At 42.2% G+C, this 23,325-nt stretch carries 17 protein-coding genes, 9 tRNA genes, 5 rRNA genes and 1 other annotated feature (1 of these 32 only partly in view); all 31 genes read left to right on the top strand.

Annotation, left to right across the window (positions count from 1 at the left end):
• Positions 1-156: ribosomal RNA gene (locus QUG14_RS17730) — 23S ribosomal RNA — on the top strand; it begins 2,781 nt to the left of the window's first position.
• 73 nt (positions 157-229) lie between these two features.
• Positions 230-345 (top strand): 5S ribosomal RNA (gene rrf / locus QUG14_RS17725).
• A 12-nt stretch (positions 346-357) separates the two neighbouring features.
• Positions 358-433 (top strand) — tRNA-Val (locus tag QUG14_RS17720).
• Between the two features lie 36 nt (positions 434-469).
• Positions 470-545, top strand: a tRNA-Thr gene (locus QUG14_RS17715).
• A 63-nt stretch (positions 546-608) separates the two neighbouring features.
• Positions 609-684, top strand: a tRNA-Lys gene (locus QUG14_RS17710).
• A 34-nt stretch (positions 685-718) separates the two neighbouring features.
• Positions 719-800 (top strand) — tRNA-Leu (locus QUG14_RS17705).
• 39 nt (positions 801-839) lie between these two features.
• Positions 840-914: transfer RNA gene (locus tag QUG14_RS17700), tRNA-Gly, on the top strand.
• A 5-nt stretch (positions 915-919) separates the two neighbouring features.
• A tRNA-Leu gene (locus QUG14_RS17695) sits at positions 920-1,008 on the top strand.
• A gap of 27 nt (positions 1,009-1,035) precedes the next feature.
• Positions 1,036-1,112: transfer RNA gene (locus QUG14_RS17690), tRNA-Arg, on the top strand.
• A gap of 7 nt (positions 1,113-1,119) precedes the next feature.
• Positions 1,120-1,196 (top strand) — tRNA-Pro (locus QUG14_RS17685).
• Positions 1,197-1,216: 20 nt separating this feature from the next.
• Positions 1,217-1,292 (top strand) — tRNA-Ala (locus QUG14_RS17680).
• Between the two features lie 205 nt (positions 1,293-1,497).
• Positions 1,498-3,047 (top strand): 16S ribosomal RNA (locus QUG14_RS17675).
• Between the two features lie 199 nt (positions 3,048-3,246).
• Positions 3,247-6,183: ribosomal RNA gene (locus tag QUG14_RS17670) — 23S ribosomal RNA — on the top strand.
• Positions 6,184-6,315: 132 nt separating this feature from the next.
• Positions 6,316-6,431, top strand: a 5S ribosomal RNA gene (rrf, locus tag QUG14_RS17665).
• The 16S, 23S and 5S rRNA genes sit together here with 9 tRNA genes alongside, the layout of an rRNA operon.
• A 569-nt stretch (positions 6,432-7,000) precedes the next feature.
• Positions 7,001-7,462 (top strand): CtsR family transcriptional regulator, encoded by a 462-nt coding sequence (locus QUG14_RS17660; protein WP_289341791.1) that lies wholly within the window; start codon positions 7,001-7,003, stop codon positions 7,460-7,462.
• A 32-nt stretch (positions 7,463-7,494) separates the two neighbouring features.
• A complete protein-coding gene (gene mcsA / locus QUG14_RS17655) occupies positions 7,495-8,043 on the top strand; it encodes a protein-arginine kinase activator protein McsA (protein WP_289341789.1) in 549 nt (182 codons plus the stop codon).
• Between the two features lies 1 nt (position 8,044).
• Complete coding sequence (gene mcsB, locus QUG14_RS17650) at positions 8,045-9,118, top strand: protein-arginine kinase McsB (RefSeq protein WP_289341787.1); 1,074 nt, start codon at positions 8,045-8,047, stop codon at positions 9,116-9,118.
• A 13-nt stretch (positions 9,119-9,131) separates the two neighbouring features.
• Positions 9,132-11,573, top strand: coding sequence for an ATP-dependent protease ATP-binding subunit ClpC (gene clpC, locus QUG14_RS17645; RefSeq protein WP_289341786.1), 2,442 nt, complete (start codon positions 9,132-9,134; stop codon positions 11,571-11,573).
• A gap of 94 nt (positions 11,574-11,667) precedes the next feature.
• The gene (radA, locus tag QUG14_RS17640; RefSeq protein ID WP_289341785.1) at positions 11,668-13,050 is read left to right on the top strand and encodes a DNA repair protein RadA; all 1,383 of its coding nucleotides are present in this window, start codon (positions 11,668-11,670) and stop codon (positions 13,048-13,050) included.
• A gap of 3 nt (positions 13,051-13,053) precedes the next feature.
• On the top strand, positions 13,054-14,127 hold the full coding sequence (disA, locus tag QUG14_RS17635) for a DNA integrity scanning diadenylate cyclase DisA (protein ID WP_289341784.1): 1,074 nt from the start codon (positions 13,054-13,056) through the stop codon (positions 14,125-14,127).
• Positions 14,128-14,312: 185 nt separating this feature from the next.
• Positions 14,313-15,398: a PIN/TRAM domain-containing protein gene (locus QUG14_RS17630; RefSeq protein ID WP_289341783.1), complete on the top strand. Its 1,086-nt coding sequence runs from the start codon at positions 14,313-14,315 to the stop codon at positions 15,396-15,398.
• Positions 15,399-15,480: 82 nt separating this feature from the next.
• A complete protein-coding gene (gene ispD, locus QUG14_RS17625; RefSeq protein ID WP_289341782.1) occupies positions 15,481-16,170 on the top strand; it encodes a 2-C-methyl-D-erythritol 4-phosphate cytidylyltransferase in 690 nt (229 codons plus the stop codon).
• A gap of 2 nt (positions 16,171-16,172) precedes the next feature.
• Complete coding sequence (gene ispF / locus QUG14_RS17620; protein WP_289341781.1) at positions 16,173-16,649, top strand: 2-C-methyl-D-erythritol 2,4-cyclodiphosphate synthase; 477 nt, start codon at positions 16,173-16,175, stop codon at positions 16,647-16,649.
• Positions 16,650-16,720: 71 nt separating this feature from the next.
• Positions 16,721-18,178, top strand: coding sequence for a glutamate--tRNA ligase (gene gltX, locus QUG14_RS17615; RefSeq protein WP_289341780.1), 1,458 nt, complete (start codon positions 16,721-16,723; stop codon positions 18,176-18,178).
• Between the two features lie 48 nt (positions 18,179-18,226).
• Positions 18,227-18,471 (top strand) — a binding site (T-box leader).
• A gap of 100 nt (positions 18,472-18,571) precedes the next feature.
• Positions 18,572-19,240, top strand: a complete 669-nt coding sequence (gene cysE / locus QUG14_RS17610) for a serine O-acetyltransferase (RefSeq protein ID WP_289341779.1) — start codon at positions 18,572-18,574, stop codon at positions 19,238-19,240.
• Positions 19,221-20,618, top strand: a complete 1,398-nt coding sequence (gene cysS / locus QUG14_RS17605) for a cysteine--tRNA ligase (RefSeq protein ID WP_289341778.1) — start codon at positions 19,221-19,223, stop codon at positions 20,616-20,618. Before cysE ends, cysS begins: the two co-directional genes overlap by 20 nt.
• Positions 20,619-20,621: 3 nt before the next feature.
• Entirely contained in the window at positions 20,622-21,047 is a 426-nt protein-coding gene (locus QUG14_RS17600) for a Mini-ribonuclease 3 (protein WP_289341777.1), read from the top strand.
• Entirely contained in the window at positions 21,044-21,793 is a 750-nt protein-coding gene (gene rlmB / locus QUG14_RS17595) for a 23S rRNA (guanosine(2251)-2'-O)-methyltransferase RlmB (RefSeq protein ID WP_289341775.1), read from the top strand. Before QUG14_RS17600 ends, rlmB begins: the two co-directional genes overlap by 4 nt.
• A 2-nt stretch (positions 21,794-21,795) precedes the next feature.
• A complete protein-coding gene (locus tag QUG14_RS17590) occupies positions 21,796-22,305 on the top strand; it encodes an NYN domain-containing protein (RefSeq protein ID WP_289341774.1) in 510 nt (169 codons plus the stop codon).
• Between the two features lie 116 nt (positions 22,306-22,421).
• The gene (sigH, locus tag QUG14_RS17585; RefSeq protein ID WP_483310810.1) at positions 22,422-23,027 is read left to right on the top strand and encodes an RNA polymerase sporulation sigma factor SigH; all 606 of its coding nucleotides are present in this window, start codon (positions 22,422-22,424) and stop codon (positions 23,025-23,027) included.
• Positions 23,028-23,139: 112 nt separating this feature from the next.
• Entirely contained in the window at positions 23,140-23,286 is a 147-nt protein-coding gene (gene rpmG / locus QUG14_RS17580) for a 50S ribosomal protein L33 (RefSeq protein ID WP_289341772.1), read from the top strand.
• The last annotated feature ends 39 nt before the right edge of the window (positions 23,287-23,325 follow it).

Genomic DNA, 23,325 nt, shown 5'->3' with positions numbered 1-23,325 from the left:
CTGAAAGCATCTAAGCATGAAGCCCCCCTCAAGATGAGATTTCCCATAGCGTCAAGCTAGTAAGAACCCTGAAAGATGATCAGGTTGATAGGTCAGAGGTGGAAGCGTGGTAACATGTGGAGCTGACTGATACTAATCGTTCGAGGACTTAACCAATTTTTAAAAGCGAACTCGTTTTACACACTTCTTCTGATTATCTAGTTTTGAGGGAATGAAACCTCAAAAACAGTCTGGTAATAATGGCGAGAAGGTCACACCCGTTCCCATACCGAACACGGAAGTTAAGCTTCTCAGCGCCGATGGTAGTTGGGACTTTGTCCCTGTGAGAGTAGGACGTTGCCAGGCTGTACTATATTTGGAGGATTAGCTCAGCTGGGAGAGCATCTGCCTTACAAGCAGAGGGTCGGCGGTTCGATCCCGTCATCCTCCACCATTTTTTTTCATATAGTGAAAATAGTATTCAATTTATGCCGGGGTAGCTCAATTGGTAGAGCAACTGACTTGTAATCAGTAGGTTGGGGGTTCAAGTCCTCTCGCCGGCACCATGCTTCTTTTTGAAGTGGGACATCTGTCGATGTCAATATTAGTTTAGGAAATTATTCTTATACGAGCCATTAGCTCAGTTGGTAGAGCATCTGACTTTTAATCAGAGGGTCGAAGGTTCGAGTCCTTCATGGCTCACCAAGTTTTTTTGTAATAACAAAATAAAATTTAATATGCGGGTGTGGCGGAATTGGCAGACGCACCAGACTTAGGATCTGGCGCCGCAAGGCGTGGGGGTTCGACTCCCTTCACCCGCACTTGTGTTTTTTATGATAGTTAAGCAACTTACAATATATGCGGAAGTAGTTCAGTGGTAGAACACCACCTTGCCAAGGTGGGGGTCGCGGGTTCGAATCCCGTCTTCCGCTCCAATATTGCCGGGGTGGCGGAACTGGCAGACGCACAGGACTTAAAATCCTGCGGTAGGTGACTACCGTACCGGTTCGATTCCGGTCCTCGGCACCATTTTTTGATATTAAGTAGTATAATAATGCGCCCGTAGCTCAATTGGATAGAGTGTCTGACTACGGATCAGAAGGTTATGGGTTCGACTCCTTTCGGGCGCGCCATATTTTACGGGAAGTAGCTCAGCTTGGTAGAGCACTTGGTTTGGGACCAAGGGGTCGCAGGTTCGAATCCTGTCTTCCCGACCATTCATTTCTATTATAAATATGGGGCCTTAGCTCAGCTGGGAGAGCGCCTGCTTTGCACGCAGGAGGTCAGCGGTTCGATCCCGCTAGGCTCCACCAAGACTTTTTTCATGATAGTGAAAGAAATCAACAGTATTAACTGAAAAAATATGTTGACAATGTTACATTCCATTTGTTAAGATATTTAAGTCGCCGATGCGACAACATATTGTTCTTTGAAAACTAAACAAACAAGAACGTCAACAAACAATTTTTTAGCTTTTTATAAAAGCTAAGCCAACGTAACAAATGAGCTATATCAACTTTCTTGGAGAGTTTGATCCTGGCTCAGGACGAACGCTGGCGGCGTGCCTAATACATGCAAGTCGAGCGAATCTTTAGGAGCTTGCTCCTAAAGGTTAGCGGCGGACGGGTGAGTAACACGTGGGCAACCTGCCTGTAAGACTGGGATAACTTCGGGAAACCGGAGCTAATACCGGATAATCCTTTTCCTCTCATGAGGAAAAGCTGAAAGTCGGTTTACGCTGACACTTACAGATGGGCCCGCGGCGCATTAGCTAGTTGGTGAGGTAATGGCTCACCAAGGCGACGATGCGTAGCCGACCTGAGAGGGTGATCGGCCACACTGGGACTGAGACACGGCCCAGACTCCTACGGGAGGCAGCAGTAGGGAATCTTCCGCAATGGACGAAAGTCTGACGGAGCAACGCCGCGTGAGCGATGAAGGCCTTCGGGTCGTAAAGCTCTGTTGTTAGGGAAGAACAAGTATCGGAGTAACTGCCGGTACCTTGACGGTACCTAACCAGAAAGCCACGGCTAACTACGTGCCAGCAGCCGCGGTAATACGTAGGTGGCAAGCGTTGTCCGGAATTATTGGGCGTAAAGCGCGCGCAGGCGGTCCTTTAAGTCTGATGTGAAAGCCCACGGCTCAACCGTGGAGGGTCATTGGAAACTGGGGGACTTGAGTACAGAAGAGGAAAGCGGAATTCCACGTGTAGCGGTGAAATGCGTAGAGATGTGGAGGAACACCAGTGGCGAAGGCGGCTTTCTGGTCTGTAACTGACGCTGAGGCGCGAAAGCGTGGGGAGCAAACAGGATTAGATACCCTGGTAGTCCACGCCGTAAACGATGAGTGCTAAGTGTTAGAGGGTTTCCGCCCTTTAGTGCTGCAGCTAACGCATTAAGCACTCCGCCTGGGGAGTACGGCCGCAAGGCTGAAACTCAAAGGAATTGACGGGGGCCCGCACAAGCGGTGGAGCATGTGGTTTAATTCGAAGCAACGCGAAGAACCTTACCAGGTCTTGACATCCTCTGACACTCCTAGAGATAGGACGTTTCCCTTCGGGGAACAGAGTGACAGGTGGTGCATGGTTGTCGTCAGCTCGTGTCGTGAGATGTTGGGTTAAGTCCCGCAACGAGCGCAACCCTTGTTCTTAGTTGCCAGCATTTAGTTGGGCACTCTAAGGAGACTGCCGGTGACAAACCGGAGGAAGGTGGGGATGACGTCAAATCATCATGCCCCTTATGACCTGGGCTACACACGTGCTACAATGGATGGTACAAAGGGCTGCAAGACCGCGAGGTTTAGCCAATCCCATAAAACCATTCTCAGTTCGGATTGTAGGCTGCAACTCGCCTACATGAAGCCGGAATCGCTAGTAATCGCGGATCAGCATGCCGCGGTGAATACGTTCCCGGGCCTTGTACACACCGCCCGTCACACCACGAGAGTTTGTAACACCCGAAGTCGGTGGGGTAACCGCAAGGAGCCAGCCGCCTAAGGTGGGACAGATGATTGGGGTGAAGTCGTAACAAGGTAGCCGTATCGGAAGGTGCGGCTGGATCACCTCCTTTCTAAGGATAATGCAGTCCTTGTGGACTGATAAAACGTTGACTGTTACTTGTTTGTTTAGTTTTGAGGGAGCAATTCTCTCAAAGCTTTTTTTAATCGTTCTTTGAAAACTAGATAATCGTAAGAAGAAGTCAAAGTAAAACCGAGAATCGCCACATTAGTTTTTCTCTCTTAAGTAATTAAGAAGAAAATAACCTTTTAGGTTAAGTTAGAAAGGGCGCACGGTGGATGCCTTGGCACTAGGAGCCGATGAAGGACGGGACTAACACCGATATGCTTCGGGGAGCTGTAAGTAAGCTTTGATCCGGAGATTTCCGAATGGGGGAACCCACTGCTCGTAATGGAGCAGTATCTTTACCTGAATACATAGGGTATTGAAGGCAGACCCGGGGAACTGAAACATCTAAGTACCCGGAGGAAGAGAAAGCAAACGCGATTCCCTGAGTAGCGGCGAGCGAAACGGGACATAGCCCAAACCAAGAGGCTTGCCTCTTGGGGTTGTAGGACACTCAACATGGAGTTACAAAGGAACGGGGTAGATGAAGCGATCTGGAAAGGTCCGTCATAGAAGGTAAAAACCCTGTAGTTGAAACTTCGTTCCCTCCTGAGTGGATCCTGAGTACGGCCGGACACGAGAAATCCGGTCGGAAGCTGGGAGGACCATCTCCCAAGGCTAAATACTCCCTAGTGACCGATAGTGAACCAGTACCGTGAGGGAAAGGTGAAAAGCACCCCGGAAGGGGAGTGAAAAAGATCCTGAAACCGTGTGCCTACAAGTAGTCAGAGCCCGTTCATGGGTGATGGCGTGCCTTTTGTAGAATGAACCGGCGAGTTACGATTACATGCAAGGTTAAGTTGAAGAGACGGAGCCGCAGCGAAAGCGAGTCTGAATAGGGCGTATGAGTATGTGGTCGTAGACCCGAAACCAGGTGATCTACCCATGTCCAGGGTGAAGTCCAGGTAACACTGGATGGAGGCCCGAACCCACGCACGTTGAAAAGTGCGGGGATGAGGTGTGGGTAGCGGAGAAATTCCAATCGAACTTGGAGATAGCTGGTTCTCTCCGAAATAGCTTTAGGGCTAGCCTCACGTTGTAAGAGTCTTGGAGGTAGAGCACTGTTTGGACTAGGGGCCCTCATCGGGTTACCGAATTCAGACAAACTCCGAATGCCAAAGACTTATCCGTGGGAGTCAGACTGCGAGTGATAAGATCCGTAGTCAAAAGGGAAACAGCCCAGACCACCAGCTAAGGTCCCAAAGTTTACGTTAAGTGGAAAAGGATGTGGAGTTGCTTAGACAACCAGGATGTTGGCTTAGAAGCAGCCACCATTTAAAGAGTGCGTAATAGCTCACTGGTCGAGTGACTCTGCGCCGAAAATGTACCGGGGCTAAACGTAACACCGAAGCTGTGGATTGACACCGTATGGTGTCAGTGGTAGGAGAGCGTTCTAAGGGCGTTGAAGCTAGACCGTAAGGACTGGTGGAGCGCTTAGAAGTGAGAATGCCGGTATGAGTAGCGAAAGACGGGTGAGAATCCCGTCCACCGTATGCCTAAGGTTTCCTGAGGAAGGCTCGTCCTCTCAGGGTTAGTCGGGACCTAAGCCGAGGCCGAAAGGCGTAGGCGATGGACAACAGGTTGATATTCCTGTACCACCTCTTTATCGTTTGAGTGATGGGGGGACGCAGGAGGATAGGGTAAGCGCGCTGTTGGATATGCGCGTCCAAGCAGTTAGGCTGGTAAGTAGGAAAATCCGCTTACCGTAAAGGCTGAGCTGTGATGGCGAGGGAAATATAGTACCGAAGTTCCTGATTCCACACTGCCAAGAAAAGCCTCTAGCGAGATAAAAGGTGCCCGTACCGCAAACCGACACAGGTAGGCGAGGAGAGAATCCTAAGGTGAGCGAGAGAACTCTCGTTAAGGAACTCGGCAAAATGACCCCGTAACTTCGGGAGAAGGGGTGCTTTTTGAGGTGAATAGCCTCGAAGAGCCGCAGTGAATAGGCCCAGGCGACTGTTTAGCAAAAACACAGGTCTCTGCGAAGCCGCAAGGCGAAGTATAGGGGCTGACGCCTGCCCGGTGCTGGAAGGTTAAGAGGAGGGGTTAGCGCAAGCGAAGCTCTGAATCGAAGCCCCAGTAAACGGCGGCCGTAACTATAACGGTCCTAAGGTAGCGAAATTCCTTGTCGGGTAAGTTCCGACCCGCACGAAAGGCGTAACGATCTGGGCACTGTCTCAACGAGAGACTCGGTGAAATTATAGTACCTGTGAAGATGCAGGTTACCCGCGACAGGACGGAAAGACCCCGTGGAGCTTTACTGTAGCCTGATATTGAATTTTGGTACAGCTTGTACAGGATAGGTAGGAGCCTGAGAAACCGGAGCGCCAGCTTCGGTGGAGGCGTCGGTGGGATACTACCCTGGCTGTATTGAAATTCTAACCCGCACCCCTTATCGGGGTGGGAGACAGTGTCAGGTGGGCAGTTTGACTGGGGCGGTCGCCTCCTAAAGAGTAACGGAGGCGCCCAAAGGTTCCCTCAGAATGGTTGGAAATCATTCGCAGAGTGTAAAGGCACAAGGGAGCTTGACTGCGAGACCTACAAGTCGAGCAGGGACGAAAGTCGGGCTTAGTGATCCGGTGGTTCCGCATGGAAGGGCCATCGCTCAACGGATAAAAGCTACCCCGGGGATAACAGGCTTATCTCCCCCAAGAGTCCACATCGACGGGGAGGTTTGGCACCTCGATGTCGGCTCATCGCATCCTGGGGCTGTAGTCGGTCCCAAGGGTTGGGCTGTTCGCCCATTAAAGCGGTACGCGAGCTGGGTTCAGAACGTCGTGAGACAGTTCGGTCCCTATCCGTCGTGGGCGCAGGAAATTTGAGAGGAGCTGTCCTTAGTACGAGAGGACCGGGATGGACGCACCGCTGGTGTACCAGTTGTCTTGCCAAAGGCATCGCTGGGTAGCTATGTGCGGACGGGATAAGTGCTGAAAGCATCTAAGCATGAAGCCCCCCTCAAGATGAGATTTCCCATAGCGTCAAGCTAGTAAGAACCCTGAAAGATGATCAGGTTGATAGGTCAGAGGTGGAAGCGTGGTAACATGTGGAGCTGACTGATACTAATCGTTCGAGGACTTAACCAATTTTTAAAAGCGAAACTCGTTTTACAAACTTCTTCTGAAATTATCTAGTTTTGAGGGAATGATTTTTTTCAAAAACCTCTTGAAATTTCTCTGAAAGACAGTATAATGGAAATGTCTTTGAGAAAAAATAGGTCTGGTAATAATGGCGAGAAGGTCACACCCGTTCCCATACCGAACACGGAAGTTAAGCTTCTCAGCGCCGATGGTAGTTGGGACTTTGTCCCTGTGAGAGTAGGACGTTGCCAGGCAAAACGAAGCACAACCTGATTAAGGTTGTGTTTTTTTGTGTTGTCGCAATATTTGTCGAAGAATCGTGCCCATGAGGCGGTGCTTTTATGGATAAAGGGAACAATAGTCAGAGAATCGTTCCCCTGCAGCAGGATTTTTATAGAAAAAGGGCATAATAGTCAGAGAATCGTTCCCTTGCAGCAGCATTTTTATAGAAAGAGGGAACAATAGTCACAGAATTGTTACCGTTCATCGTTTTTCTGCAATATCTCCAAAGTGGTTCCCTTGAAGAGACCTTTTTTAGAAAGGGAAATCAGAACCATAGTTTGATTCCCACAGCACGAACATCCCAGCACACAAGGAAACCAAAGTCCCTTTTTAATTCCCACAACCCACGTTTCCCAAAAACAAAGGTAACCAAAGGTCCCTCTCAAGTGACTAAACCCCAAAACTAATTTCCTAAAAACAAATATAACAGGTTTCACACCTGCGAAAAATGGAGAAAATCATTAGTAGCAGTTGTTTGCAACTCCATAAAATTTTCAGTATAATTAAAGTCAAATATAGTCAAAGTCAGGGAGGTGCGAAGATGAGAAACATCTCCGATATTATTGAAAAGTATTTAAAGCAAGTGCTAGAAATGAGTGAACAGGAGCATGTTGAAATAAAGCGAAGTGAGATTGCTGACAAATTTCAATGTGTTCCATCACAAATCAATTATGTCATTAATACGCGCTTTACCATTGAACGAGGGTATATCGTAGAAAGTAAACGTGGGGGAGGCGGGTATATCCGAATCATGAAAGTTCAGTCCCATGATTTAATTGACTTAATTGACCATTTACTATCACTCTTTGATAATCGTATTGCACAAGCTACGGCAGAAGATGTTATATATAGACTTGTCCATGAGGAGATAATCACAAAACGAGAAGCAAAAATTATGTTAAGTGTTATTGATCGTTCTGTCTTGTATATTGATCTTCCATTCCGAGATGAATTAAGAGCAAGAATGTTGAAAGCGATGTTAACATCATTGAAATATAAATAATATATATACCAACTAGAGAGGTGAAATGAAAGATGATTTGCCAGGAATGTAATCAAAGGCCTGCAGCACTGCATTTTACAAAAATCATCAACGGTGAAAAAACCGAAGTAAATCTTTGCGAAAAGTGTGCCCAAGAAAAGGGCGAGATGTTCATGTTTACAGGGGGATCCGGCTTTACTTTTAATAACCTATTAGCAGGGTTACTAAATATTGATCCAACTGTTCAAAAGCAAAATCAAAATACATTTCATCAGGAAGAAGTTCTACAATGTAATGGATGTTCAATGACATTTTCACAGTTTATAAAGGTGGGGCGTTTTGGATGTGCACAGTGCTATGAAACATTTAAGGATCAACTTCCTCCAGTTTTAAGAAGACTTCATAGCGGGAATTGGTCACATAGCGGTAAAATACCAAAAAGGATTGGTGGAGGAATCCATCTAAAGAAACAAATTGAAACTCTTAAAAGTGAATTAAAAGAGTTAATTCACCAAGAGGAATTTGAAAAAGCTGCTCAGATTCGTGATGAAATTCGTACACTCGAAAAAGATTTACCGGGCAGCAGCAGGGGAGGGGAATAACGTGTCGCTTGAACGTTTTATCAATCAAGCAGTCAGCTCGTGGATGAGCGAGGAGGGACCTGATTCAGATATCGTTCTTAGTTCCCGAATCCGTTTAGCCCGAAACTTTGAAAACTACAAATTTCCAACTTTATTTTCACATGAAGAAGCACAGGCCATTATTGCAAAAATGGAAGAAATACTGCTAGAATCAAATTTTTCTAAGTTTGGGCAAATGGAATTACTAAAAATCGATGAAATTCAGCCTCTTCAAAAAAGGGTTCTCGTCGAAAAGCATTTGATCAGTCCTAATCTAGCAGAGGATTCGCCACATGGAGCTGTACTATTAACCGAAAATGAAGAAGTTAGTATTATGATTAATGAAGAGGATCACATTCGGATTCAGTGTTTGTTTCCTGGGCTGCAATTGGAAGAAGCTTTGGCAGCAGCAAATGAAGTGGATGATTGGCTTGAGAGTTTTGTTCACTTTGGTTTCGATGAAAAGTATGGTTATCTAACAAGCTGTCCCACAAATGTAGGTACCGGTCTTCGTGCTTCGGTTATGATGCATTTGCCAGGGCTTATCTTGACTCAGCAGATTAATCGTATTATTCCGGCTATTAATCAACTAGGATTGGTTGTAAGAGGTATCTACGGCGAAGGGAGTGAGGCGCTCGGAAATATATTTCAAATTTCTAATCAAATTACTCTTGGAAAATCAGAAGAAGACATTTGTCGTGACTTAAAGGGAGTAGTCAGTCAGTTAATTTCACAAGAAAGGTCCGCTCGTGAAGCATTACGCAAAACTTCGAACATACAATTAGAAGATAGAGTGTTTCGATCTTTGGGCGTATTATCCAACTGCAGGATTATTGAAACAAAAGAGGCGGCAAAATGCCTATCTGATGTTCGCCTAGGAATTGATATGGGATACATTGATCATTTGCCTAAGAATATATTAAACGAATTGATGATTCTAACACAGCCTGGATTTTTACAGCAATATGCAGGCGGTCATTTAAGAGCAAATGAAAGAGATATAAGACGAGCAGCATTAATTCGAGAACGACTAAAAATGGAGCAGGATAAAAGGTGAGGAGGAATGGAATATGATGTTTGGCCGTTTTACTGAGAGAGCCCAAAAGGTATTAGCTTTAGCACAAGAGGAAGCAATCAGACTTGGACACAACAATATCGGTACTGAACATATTTTATTAGGCTTAGTCCGTGAGGGAGAAGGCATTGCAGCCAAAGCACTTTATGGGCTTGGATTAGGTTCAGAAAAAATCCAAAAGGAAGTTGAATCGTTAATAGGAAAAGGGCAAGAAGCATCGCAAACGATTCACTACACACCTAGAGCGAAAAAGGTTATTGAACTTTCGATGGATGAAGCTCGAAAACTGGGACATTCATATGTTGGAACAGAGCATATCCTGCTCGGTTTAATCCGTGAAGGAGAAGGCGTTGCAGCAAGAGTTCTAAATAACCTTGGGGTGAGCTTAAATAAAGCACGTCAACAGGTACTCCAATTATTAGGCAGTAATGAGTCAGGCGGACATCAAGGAGGTGCTTCTGTAAGCGCAAATACACCAACCCTTGACAGTCTTGCTAGAGACCTTACGGCTATTGCTAGAGAAGGCAGCCTGGATCCTGTTATCGGCAGAAGTAAAGAAATTCAGCGGGTAATCGAAGTATTAAGCCGCCGTACAAAAAACAATCCTGTATTAATTGGCGAGCCTGGTGTAGGTAAAACTGCTATTGCAGAAGGGCTTGCTCAGCAGATTGTGAATAATGAAGTTCCAGAAATTCTCCGTGATAAGCGTGTTATGACCTTAGATATGGGTACCGTAGTAGCGGGAACGAAATATCGTGGTGAATTTGAAGATCGCTTAAAAAAGGTAATGGATGAAATCCGCCAAGCAGGTAACATCATTCTCTTTATTGATGAACTACACACATTAATCGGAGCGGGGGGAGCAGAAGGTGCGATTGATGCTTCCAACATCTTAAAACCATCCCTTGCCCGTGGAGAACTTCAATGTATTGGTGCCACCACCCTTGACGAATATCGAAAATATATTGAAAAAGATGCGGCACTAGAACGCCGCTTCCAACCAATTCGTGTTGATGAACCAACAGCTGAGGAGTCAATCCGAATATTAGAAGGTCTTCGTGATCGTTATGAAGCCCATCACCGTGTTTCCATTACAGATGAGGCAATTGAAGCTGCTGTAAAGTTATCTGATCGCTATATTTCTGACCGTTTCCTTCCAGATAAGGCGATTGACTTAATAGATGAAGCGGGATCAAAGGTTCGCTTACGTTCTTATACAACTCCGCCTAATTTAAAAGAATTGGAAGTTAAGCTTGATGATGTTCGTAAAGAGAAGGATTCTGCTGTTCAGAGCCAAGAATTTGAAAAAGCAGCATCTTTAAGAGATACCGAACAGCGTCTTCGTGAGCAACTCGAAGAAACGAAGAAAACATGGAAAGAAAAGCAAGGAAAAGAAAATAGTGAAGTAACTGTTGAAGATATTGCAAGTGTCGTTGCAAGTTGGACGGGAATACCTGTCTCGAAGCTTGCACAAACAGAAACCACTAAATTGCTTAATTTAGAGGAACTCCTCCATTCCCGTGTAATTGGTCAAGAGGAAGCGGTTAAAGCTGTTTCAAAAGCAGTTCGACGTGCGAGAGCAGGCTTAAAAGATCCTAAACGTCCAATCGGTTCTTTTGTTTTCCTTGGTCCTACTGGTGTCGGGAAAACTGAATTGGCACGAGCACTTGCCGAAGCAATGTTTGGTGATGAGGACGCGATGATTCGTATTGATATGTCAGAATACATGGAGAAACATTCTACTTCTCGTTTAGTTGGTTCCCCTCCAGGATATGTTGGATATGAAGAAGGTGGGCAATTAACGGAGAAGGTTAGAAGAAAGCCATACTCAGTTATTCTGCTTGATGAAATTGAAAAGGCACATCCTGATGTATTTAATATCCTATTGCAAGTCCTTGAGGATGGTCGTTTAACGGATTCTAAGGGCAGAACAGTTGATTTCCGTAATACAGTTCTCATTATGACTTCAAACGTGGGAGCAGAAGCCTTAAAACGCAACAAGTACGTTGGCTTTAATATTCAAGATGGAGAACAGAATTATAAGGATATGAAGGGTAAGGTAATGGAAGAGTTGAAAAAGGCCTTCCGTCCTGAATTCTTAAACCGTATTGATGAGATCATTGTTTTCCACGCTTTAGAGAAGAAGCATCTTGGAGAAATTGTTACTCTATTATCTGACCAACTTGTAAAACGATTAAAAGAGCAGCATATTTCTTTAGAGTTAACAGATGCAGCTAAGGATAAAATATCTATCGAGGGTTATGACCCAGAATACGGTGCCCGTCCATTACGCAGAGCTATTCAAAAGCATATTGAAGACCGTCTCTCTGAAGAGTTGTTAAGAGGCACAGTATTAACAGGTCAGCATGTTATAATTGATGTTGATAATGGTGAGTTCCTAGTTAGAACGGCTGAAAAAACGACTCTAACTAAATAACCAATAATCACTTTTAAGAACAACTAAAAGGGGTACACGATATAAGTCTCGACCGTGTACCTCTTTTTGTATTTAGAGTCAGGAGTAGATAGAAATGGCTAAACGGAAAACGAAATTTATCTGTCAGGAATGTGGGTATGAATCTGCTAAATGGATGGGAAAATGTCCAGGTTGTGGAGAATGGAATAAAATGGTGGAGGAAGTTGAGGTAACAGGTGGAAATAGAAGGGGAGCATTTGCCCATTCTCAGGGAGTTTCCACGCTATTATCCAAGCCTACTCCGATTACTGCGATTGAATCATTGTCTGAACCAAGGATCTTGACTGATTTGACTGAACTTAATCGAGTGTTAGGTGGTGGAGTGGTAAAGGGATCACTGGTCTTAATTGGCGGGGACCCCGGTATCGGAAAATCTACCCTCCTTTTGCAGGTGTCTTCACAGCTTGCCATTAAAGGAAATAAGGTCTTATACATATCCGGTGAGGAATCTTTAAGACAAACGAAACTTCGTGCTGAAAGACTAGGAGTACAGTCTGAAAACCTTCTTGTGTATTCAGAGACCAATTTGGATGAAATAAACCGAAACATTGAGAGTACAGAACCAAGCTTTGTGATTATTGACTCAATCCAGACCGTTTTTCATCCGGAAGTAACGTCAGCACCTGGGAGTGTTTCACAGGTTCGGGAATGTACTTCTGAATTAATGAGAATAGGGAAAACAAAAGGGATCGCTATCTTTATTGTAGGTCACGTAACAAAAGAAGGATCCATTGCCGGACCAAGACTGCTTGAGCACATGGTAGATACAGTTCTCTATTTTGAAGGAGAAAGACACCATACGTATCGAATTCTACGTGCTGTCAAGAATCGTTTTGGTTCGACGAATGAAATGGGAATCTTCGAAATGAAAGAGTTTGGACTTGAGGAGGTTGCAAATCCATCAGAAATTTTCCTCGAAGAGAGATCACAAGGTGCAGCGGGTTCAACTGTTGTGGCTTCAATGGAAGGCACCCGTCCGGTACTTGTTGAAATCCAGGCATTAATTTCTCCGACAAGCTTTGGGAATCCAAGAAGAATGGCAACAGGGATTGATCATAATCGAGTTCCGCTCTTAATGGCAGTTTTAGAAAAGCGGATGGGTATGTTACTTCAGAACCAAGATGCCTATCTAAAAGTGGCAGGGGGAGTAAAGCTAGATGAACCCGCCATCGATTTAGCGATTGCTGTAAGCATTGCCTCGAGTTTCCGTGATAAACCTACAAGGGCAACAGATTGTATTATTGGTGAGGTTGGGTTAACAGGAGAAGTAAGAAGAGTCTCTAGAATTGAACAGCGTGTGCAGGAAGCCGCAAAATTAGGTTTTGAACGGGTTATCTTACCTGCAAATAATCTAGGCGGCTGGCAAAGTCCGAGAGGGATAGAACTTATCGGCGTGTCTACTGTAGCTGAAGCCTTAAAAGCAGCGTTGGGAGTGTAAAAGATGGAAAATAGAAGGCTGGGTGAACAAACCGTAAGCGAAGTTTTACAGTTTCTTGCCCCAGGTACACCGATTCGTGAAGGTATCGATAATGTACTAAGGGCTAATACCGGTGGGCTAATTGTTGTTGGTTACAATGAAAAGGTCAAAAGCATCGTGGATGGCGGCTTTCAAATTAATTGTCCCTTTTCGCCTAGTTATTTATATGAATTAGCAAAAATGGACGGTGCAATCATTCTAAATGAACAGGGTAATACCATTCTTATTGCAAATGCCCAACTTGTTCCAGATTCTGAAATATCTGCATCTGAAACAGGTATGCGCCATAGGACTGCTGAACGGGTTGCCAGACAAACAAAAGCACTAGTGATTGCCATTTCTCAAAGGCGAAATGTCATAACCTTATATCAAGGCAATTTTCGCTATGCCTTGAAAGATATATCTGTCATCTTAACAAAAGCAAATCAGGCCATACAAATGCTCGAAAAGTATAAAGCAGTCCTTGAAAGAAGTATTGCCAGTTTAAGTATCCTAGAGTTTGAGGAATCAGTAACCTACAATGATTTCCTTCTCGTCCTTCATCGATTTGAAATGGTTCTTAAAATTAAAAATGAACTCATAACCTATCTAAATGAACTAGGTACAGAGGGCAGGCTTATACGTCTGCAAATGAACGAAATCCTGACAGACCTAGAAGAAGAGACATCAAATATTATTAAGGATTATGCATTTGATAGAAATGTCAAAGCAAAGGATGTACTCAAACGAATGCAGGCCTTAACGAGTAATGGAACATTAGATGATACAGTTATATTGAAACTAATGGGGTACCAAGGCTACATACCGCTGGATGAAAATAAGCATCCACGGGGTTATCGGATACTTAACAAAATTCCGCGCTTGCCCCTTGTAATCATAGAAAACATTATTACAAGCTTTGGTGAGTTTTCAAACATCATTGCTGCTACCGTTGAAGAACTAGATGATGTTGAAGGAATCGGAGAGATCCGAGCAAAAAAGATTAAGGAGGGATTGAAATTAATTAAAGAGCGGCTATATACGGAAAGACAGTTATAGGTCTCTTTAAAAAATTTGCGTTTGTTTGACAGAGGATTTTCCCAATGCTACCCTATGAAGTAAAAATATATAATACTTATAATGTGGTTAATATGCCTGAATACTTATTATTTGATAAAAAATAATCATCAAACAAAGGTTTCATTTTTGGGAATATGTTTATAATGAGTAGAGGAGGTGAAGGAATGTTAAAACGTATTGTGCAAGCCTGTTTTCTCATAACCGGGGGTACCCTTGGAATATTGTTGATTCCACAATTGCTAAAATTAATTAATTTTGATGACATTCCAATAATCAGTAACTCATATGTCGCGGCTATTATAGGTGCAATTATTTTTTATCTTATTACTTTTTGGGCAGTAGATTATGTGCTTGAGTTTATTAAATGGGCGGAAGATTCACTGGTGAAAATCCCGGTAACTGATGTGATTTTTGGCAGTATAGGTTTAATTTTTGGCCTATTAGTAGCCTTTTTAATTGGTTTCGCTCTTAATGCTGTTCAAGTACCTATCCTAAATGCTGTTGCCCCTATTTTGCTGACATTATTGTTTGGTTACCTTGGCTTTCAGGTAGGATTTAAAAAGAGAGATGAGCTCTTAAATCTCTTTGGAAGCCGTGGAAAGAAGAAGTCTGGAGAAGAAGATACAGAAAAAGCCGAAGGTCAATCGCTAAAGATTCTAGATACAAGTGTTATCATTGATGGACGTGTCGCGGATATCTGTCAAACAGGATTTTTAGAAGGAACGATTGTCATTCCTCGTTTTGTGCTTGAGGAATTACAGCATATTGCAGATTCCTCGGATGTTCTAAAACGAAACCGTGGGAGACGTGGATTGGATATCCTCAATCGTATTCAAAAGGAACTTGCGATTAAAGTAGAGATTTATGAAGGCGATTTTGATGAAATACAAGAAGTGGACAGCAAGTTAGTGAAACTAGCAAAGATTACGAACGGCATGCTTGTTACAAATGACTTTAATCTTAATAAAGTATGTGAATTACAGAATGTTTCTGTTTTGAATATCAATGATCTGGCTAATGCTGTAAAACCGGTGGTACTGCCTGGTGAAGAGTTATCTGTCCAAGTAATCAAGGATGGTAAGGAATATCACCAAGGAGTAGCATACCTAGATGATGGAACCATGATTGTGGTTGAAGAGGGAAGAGAATATATCGGAAAAAGAATTGATGTTCTTGTTACGAGTGTTCTTCAGACTTCTGCAGGAAGAATGATATTTGCAAAACCAAAATTACTGGAAAAGGCACTTTAGCCAAAAAGCTGCAGTGCCTTGGGAAAAGGAAGTTCAATTTTTCCTAGGCGCTGCAGCTAGACAGATAGATAGGAGTTTTACTATGACTTATCAAGTCATTATCCCGGCGGCGGGTCAGGGAAAGAGAATGGGAGCAGGAAAAAATAAGCTTCTATTAGAACTAAATCATATACCTGTAATTATTCATACCTTAAGAGTATTTGAAGAAGATGAATTATGTGAAGGCATCATTTTAGCTATACATCCACAGGATGAAGAGGAGTTCAAATCCTTACTAGAGAAGTATCAGATAAAGAAAGTGCTTGCCTTAGTTCCAGGTGGAAAAGAACGTCAGGATAGCATTTATTATGCATTAAAAGCAGTGAAAAGCGATGGAATTATACTTGTTCATGATGCCGCTCGTCCTTTTATTCTCAAGAAACATATTCACCGATTACTAGATACAGCACAAATAACAGGTGCAGCAATCATTGGAGTGCCAGCAAAAGATACCATGAAAACAGTACGTGATCATATGGTAATGGCAACTGTCGAAAGATCTAGCTTGTGGGCTGTTCAAACCCCACAAGCTTTTCATTTTTCCCTTTTGTATAGGGCATATGAAAAGGCAGTGAAGGATTGCTATATTGGTACAGATGATTCAAGTTTGGTTGAGCGAATCTCTCATCCAGTCACGATGGTTGAGGGGGATTATGATAACATCAAGCTTACCACGCAGGAAGACTTATTTTTTGCAGAAGCAATAGTAAAGAAAAGACAAGGGAGTTTTTGAATATGTTTCGTATCGGACAAGGCTTTGATGTACACCAATTAACGGAGGGGCGTCCGCTGATTATAGGCGGCATTACGATCCCATATGAAAAAGGACTGCTGGGTCATTCAGATGCAGATGTGTTATTGCATACCATCACGGATGCATGTCTTGGAGCAATTGGAGAAGGCGATATTGGCAGGCATTTTCCTGATACAGATCCGGAATTTAAAGACGCGGATTCAGCAAAGCTTATGGAGCATGTATGGCAGCTTGTCAAAGATAGAGGATATGAATTGGTCAATGCGGATTGTACAATCATTGCCCAAAAGCCAAAGATGGCTCCTTATATCCAGCAAATGAAAGAGAGAATTGCTGAGTTACTCAATGCATCACCTGAACAAATCAATGTGAAGGCTACCACAACAGAGAAACTAGGCTTTACAGGCCGTGGTGAAGGAATCGCCTCACAGGCCGTAGTGTTGTTAAAAAAGAAATAACTTTATTGCTGAAAAACACAATGGTAAAATAAATCAGATATAGAAAATCAAAGGTATATGGAGGCATGAATATGTCAAATGAAGTTCGTGTAAGGTATGCTCCAAGTCCTACTGGACATTTACATATTGGGAATGCCCGTACAGCATTATTTAATTATTTGTTTGCACGCAATCAAGGCGGCAAGTTTATTATTCGTATTGAAGATACAGATAAGAAGAGGAATATTGCTGGCGGAGAAGAAAGCCAATTAAAGTACCTTAAATGGTTGGGTATGGATTGGGATGAAAGTGTTGATGTCGGTGGTGAATATGGTCCTTATAGACAATCGGAAAGAAATGATATTTATCAGATCTACTACAATCAATTACTAGAGAACGGTCATGCCTATAAATGCTACTGCACAGAAGCTGAAATAGAAGCTGAGCGGGAAGAGCAGACAGAAAGGGGCGAGACTCCTCATTATTCTGGAAAATGCCGTCACTTAACTGCCGAGGAACGTGCAAAATTAGAAAGTGAAGGCCGCGAGCCAAGTATTCGAATATTGGTACCAGAAGGAAGAACCTTCACTTTTGATGATATGGTAAAAGGGACTGTATCCTTTGAGTCTGAAGGAATGGGCGATTGGGTCATCATTAAAAAGGATGGGACACCAACTTATAATTTTGCGGTAACGATCGATGATTATTTAATGAAAATATCCCATGTACTTCGAGGAGATGATCATATCTCCAACACTCCTAAGCAGCTTATGGTTTATGAAGCATTAGGCTGGGAGCCGCCCATCTTTGGTCACATGACTCTAATTGTCAATGAAAGCAGAAAGAAGTTAAGTAAGCGAGATGAATCGATTATTCAATTTATCGAGCAATATGAAGAATTAGGCTATCTGCCAGAAGCCTTATTTAACTTTATTACTTTACTGGGCTGGTCTCCATCAGGTGAAGAAGAGATTTATTCAAAAGACGAGTTTATTAACATTTTTGATGCCAATCGCTTATCTAAGTCACCTGCTTTATTTGATACAAATAAGCTTACATGGATGAACAACCAATATATGAAAAAAATTGATGTTGATACAGTATTAAAGTTGTCCTTGCCACATCTAGTGAAAGCAGGACGGTTAAGTGAGAACTTAACTGATGAAGAGCATCAATGGGCAAAGAGTTTAGTTTCATTGTTACAGGAAAAAATGAGCTTTGGTGCAGAGATTGTAGAGCTTTCGGATATGTTTTTTAAAGAGGAAGCAGAATACGAAGAGGATGCCAAGGAAGTGTTAACAGGGGAGACAGTTCCAGAAGTACTAAAAGCATTTTCTGAAGAACTTGAAAAGCTGGAAAATTTTAAAGCCGACGAAATAAAGGGTGCGATGAAGGCAGTACAAAAATCGACAGGGCAAAAAGGTAAAAATCTGTTTATGCCAATTCGGGCAGCTGTTTCCGGTCAAACACATGGTCCAGATCTACCTCAAGCCATCGAACTTTTAGGAAAAGCAAAAGTTCAAAATAGAATTAAAAAAATTATTGGTTAACATTCGCACAAAAATGTAATATAGTAAAAGCAATAAACCTTTTTATATGAAAAAATGTTGAAGAGGAAAAGTAGAATATGATGCTTTAAAGAGAAAACCATCACCGGCTGAAAGTGGTTTAAGCCTCTCTTATTTGAAAATGCACCTCTGAGTCTCATTTCGAAAAGATGAAAAATCTGTGTAGATATGAGCGGAACCTTTTCCGTTAACAGGTAGAGTGAGACCAATGTATGCTGCATGTTTGTGAGCCTATCGGTCTAATCAGAGTGGAACCACGCCTAAGCGTCTCTGTCGTTATGACAGGGGCGTTTTTTATTTTTTCAAAAACAAGTAAATAACAACGTAGAGGAGCCTAAATTAGCCAAAGCTAAATCAATAAGGGGGAAATGAACAATGTTTAAAAGGATGAAGGAGGATATTGAAGTTGTTTTTGAGCAAGACCCGGCAGCGAGAAGTTACTTAGAAGTAGTTCTAACATATTCAGGCCTACACGCCATTTGGGCCCACCGCATTGCGCATGCATTTTTTAAAAAGAAGTTTTATTTCCTTGCACGGGTAATTTCTCAGATTAGTCGCTTCTTCACAGGTATTGAAATTCATCCTGGTGCAAAAATAGGCAGGAGATTTTTTATAGATCACGGTATGGGTGTTGTTATTGGAGAAACCTGTGAAATTGGTGATAACGTAACAGTGTTTCAAGGTGTAACACTTGGAGGAACGGGAAAAGAGAAAGGTAAACGTCATCCAACGATAAAAGATAATGCATTAATTGCGACAGGCGCAAAGGTTCTTGGTTCCATAACGATTGGTGAAAACTCAAAAATTGGTGCAGGTTCCGTTGTTTTAAAGGAAGTACCTCCTAATTCAACGGTTGTTGGAGTTCCAGGCAGGGTAGTGATTCAAGATGGAAAGAAAATAACGAGAGACCTAGATCATTGCAACCTTCCTGACCCTATTGCAGATCGGATTAGAGAGATGCAAATTGAACTGATTGATTTGAAAGAAGAGTTAATTGAATTGAAAAAAGAAAGGACTAAAGTAAATGGCCATTCAGCTTTATAATACATTAACCCGAAGAAAAGAAGAATTTGTCCCTCTTGAAGAAGGAAAAGTAAAAATGTATGTTTGTGGTCCGACTGTCTATAATTATATTCATATCGGTAATGCACGCCCGGCAATTGTTTTTGATACCGTTCGCCGCTATTTTGAATACCGAGGATACGACATCCAATATGTATCTAACTTTACGGATGTAGATGATAAATTAATCCGCGCCGCTAATCAGCTTGGAGAGGATGTCCCAACCATTGCTGACCGTTTCATTAATGCCTATTTTGAAGATGTATCAGCATTAGGCTGCAAACAAGCGGATATCCATCCTCGTGTAATGGAAAACATGGATATTATCATTGATTTTATTGCACAACTCATTGAAAAAGGCTACGCGTATGAATCAGAAGGAGATGTCTATTTCCGGACAAGAAATTTTGATGATTACGGGAAACTCTCTCATCAATCGATTGATGACCTGCAGGTTGGTGCTAGAATCGAGATTGGTGAAAAGAAACAGGATGATTTAGACTTTGCATTATGGAAAGCAGCAAAAGAGGGAGAAATCTACTGGGAAAGTCCTTGGGGAATTGGTCGCCCGGGATGGCATATAGAGTGCTCAGCGATGGCAAAAAAATACCTTGGGGAAACCATTGATATTCATGCCGGCGGTCAGGATTTAACTTTCCCGCACCATGAAAATGAAATTGCTCAATCTGAGGCGCTATCTGGAAAAACCTTTGCCCGCTATTGGATGCATAATGGATATATTAATATTGATAATGAAAAGATGTCAAAATCCCTTGGGAACTTTGTACTTGTCCATGACATTATCAAGGCGCATAATCCACAGGTGTTACGATTCTTTATGCTGTCGGTTCATTACCGTAATCCAATCAACTACAGCGAGGAGTTATTGGAAAGCACAAAGGCAGCCTTTGAGCGTATAACAACTTCCTATCAAAATCTAAAGCATCGCAAGGAATCAAGTACAGATTTAACAAATAATAATCATGAATGGCTTGAGAAAATAGCTGTTTTACAAGAAGAGTTTATTAAAGCGATGGATGATGATTTTAATACTGCAAAAGCCATTTCCGTCCTATTTGATCTTTCGAAGCTTGCCAATTATTATTTATTGGAAAAAAATACCTCATTAGAAGTCATTGATAAATTTACCAATCAATTTGAGGAACTATTTAGTGTATTAGGCCTAAGTTTTGATACAACTGAAATGTTAGATGAAGAAATAGATGCCCTTATAGAAAAAAGAATTCAGGCTCGTAAAGACCGTAACTTCCAACTTTCTGACCAGATTAGAGATCAATTAAAGGAAATGAATATTATTTTAGAAGATACTCCTCAGGGTACAAGATGGAAAAGAGGCTAATTCATGCTTGATTACCAAGAAAAAGTAAACGCCAATCAATTGAATAGTCTTGCGCTAGCTTATGTAGGTGACGCTGTTTATGAGATTTATGTCAGGCGTCACCTCCTGCAAAGCGGGAAGGTTAAGCCGAACCATCTTCACCGTGAGGGAACAAAGTATGTTTCTGCAAAAGCACAGTGCCGAGTGCTATTTAGCATGATGGATGAAAAACTCCTGTCAGAGGAAGAGTTGGCTGTGGTTATGCGCGGACGCAATGCTAAATCTGGAACAGTTCCAAAAAATACGGATGTTCAAACCTATCATTATAGTACTGCTTTTGAAGCGCTAATGGGATTTTTGTATTTAAATGAGAAAATAGAACGACTAGAAGAACTTATCTTGAAGTCCTTTGAATTTGTTGAAGATAAGAAAGGAGGAATAAGCGAATGAATGAAAACAAGGATTATATCATTGGGAAAAATCCAGTTATGGAGGCACTAAGGTCAGAAAGGGATATTAATAAAATATTGATTGCAGAATCCTCCCAGCGTGGTCAGATGCAGCCGCTAATTCAATTAGCGAAAGAAGCCAATGTTATCGTTCAATTTGTCCCAAAGAAGAAAATTGACCAGATATCCGATGAAAATCATCAAGGGGTTCTTGCTTATGTTGCAGCCTACCAATATGCAGAGTTAGATGATTTATTTGCAGCTGCAGATAAGAAGAACGAACCTCCTTTCTTCTTGTTATTAGATGAGATCGAGGATCCCCATAATCTAGGATCCATTATGCGTACAGCAGATGCAGTTGGGGCCCATGGAATTATTATTCCAAAACGAAGAGCGGTTGGATTAACCGCTACAGTAGCAAAAGCGTCAACAGGTGCCATCGAACATATCCCAGTTGTACGTGTTACAAATATGGCAAGAACCATTGATGAATTAAAGGAGCGCGGTATTTGGATAGCAGGTACCGACGCAAGTGGAAAACAGGATTATCGACAATTTGATGGTACGATGCCACTTGGGCTTGTGATTGGGAGCGAAGGTAAAGGAATGGGACGTCTAGTTAGAGATAAATGTGATTTCCTTATTAACCTGCCGATGGCTGGAAAGGTAACATCATTAAATGCGTCTGTTGCAGCAGCGTTACTAATGTATGAGGTATACCGCAGGCGGCATCCTCTAGAGGGATAGAAATGGATATCTTGCTTGTCGACGGTTATAACATTATTGGGGCATGGCCGGAACTAAGGGCACTAAGGGACCACGATTTGCCAGCGGCCCGGGATCGTTTAGTAGAAAGGATGGCAGAATATCAAGCATATTCTGGTTATCATGTCATTGTAGTATTTGACGCCTACTATGTACAAGGAACAGAGAAGAAGTATAGGAACCATAAAGTAGAGGTTATTTTTACGAAAGAAAATGAAACAGCAGATGAGCGGATTGAAAGATTGGCGATTACCTTAAATAATCGAAGAACGCAAATCCATGTGGCTACTTCTGATTTTACAGAACAATGGGCTATTTTTGGACAAGGCGCCCTAAGGAAATCCGCTCGAGAACTGCTTATTGAGATGTCCTCTATAGAAAAGGGAATAGAAAAAAAGGTAAAAAAAATTCAAGAAAAAAGACCAGTCTCAAAAATACCGATTAGTAACGAAGTGGCAGAAATTTTTGAAAAATGGCGCAGAGGTGAAAAGTAAGCGTTGACGTTCAAAAGTTTTCGACAGTATAATAATACTATCTATGCTTGTTCGGTGGAGGGGGATCTTAATTGGGTACAGACTTCGGGGAAAAAAGCAACGAGCTATTTTTATCAATGGAAGATGAGGAAATTGTAGATCAAGTGCACCAGGGTAATAGTGAGGCTTTGGATTATTTAATCCACAAATATCGAAATTTTGTACGTGCAAAGGCAAGGTCCTACTTCCTAATCGGGGCAGATAAAGAAGATATTGTTCAAGAAGGAATGATTGGACTTTATAAGGCAATTCGTGATTTTCGTGAAGACAAACTAACCTCTTTTAAAGCGTTTGCAGAGTTGTGTATCACCAGACAAATCATCACTGCGATTAAAACGGCAACAAGGCAAAAGCATATACCATTAAATTCCTATGTTTCATTGGACAAGCCTATCTATGATGAAGAATCAGACCGCACATTAATGGATGTGCTTTCTGGAACAAAGGTTCTTGATCCAGAAGAATTGATTATTAATCAAGAAGAATTTGACCACATAGAAGTTAAAATGACTGAATTATTAAGCGACTTGGAGCGAAAGGTTTTGGCGTTATATCTTGATGGACAATCATATCAAGAAATCTCAGAAGAACTCAATCGTCATGTTAAATCAATTGATAATGCCCTGCAACGTGTGAAAAGGAAATTAGAACGGTATTTAGAAATTAGAGAGTTTAGTCTTTAATTTTGAAAACTATGTCATTTGTATGAATACGCTAACATATACAGTTGACATTAATTAGGGGTCATGTTACATTTTTAAGGATAAAAAAGATGGATAATGAAGGTGACACATTATGAGTAAAAAGGTTATTCTGGCATGTGTTGACTGTGGATCACGCAATTACTCAACCAATGCAAATCAGCTGCAATCAGAACGATTGGAATTGAAGAAGTATTGCAAAACATGCGCCTCCCATACAATCCACCGAGAAACAAAGTAATTTTTTATTCATACTAGCAATGTTATTCCGATAGTTGGA

The sequence above is a fragment of the Neobacillus sp. CF12 genome (genome assembly GCF_030348765.1).
Classification (GTDB): domain Bacteria; phylum Bacillota; class Bacilli; order Bacillales; family Cytobacillaceae; genus Neobacillus.
Note: the sequence above shows the minus strand (reverse complement) of the source record. Positions and strands in the feature narration are given on the sequence as shown.